The 217-nt window shown below is 66.4% G+C and carries 1 protein-coding gene; it reads right to left on the reverse strand.

The features are described 5' to 3' along the window. Positions 1-216, reverse strand: a 216-nt coding sequence (locus HK28_RS13545) for a recombinase family protein (protein WP_304528631.1), incomplete at its 3' end; no start/stop codon positions are given. Position 217 lies beyond the last annotated feature (1 nt).

Here is a 217-nt window from a genome sequence, read left to right on the forward strand (position 1 = left end):
CGAACTGGTGTCGAGCTCTGCGCCACCCATGCTCAGGATACGAAGTTCTGCTCCGCGTTCGCGGACGCGCTCCACAAGCGCAAGCAGATCTCCGGTGGAGCGCGCAAGGCGGTCCGGCTTCGTGACCACGAGGGTGTCGCCCTTGCGCAGGAACGAGACGGCAGTGGCCAGCTGCGGGCGACTGTCCTTCACGGCGCTGATCCGTTCGGCGAACACC

This window comes from Acetobacter sp. DsW_063 (assembly GCF_002153745.1).
Lineage (GTDB): Bacteria > Pseudomonadota > Alphaproteobacteria > Acetobacterales > Acetobacteraceae > Acetobacter.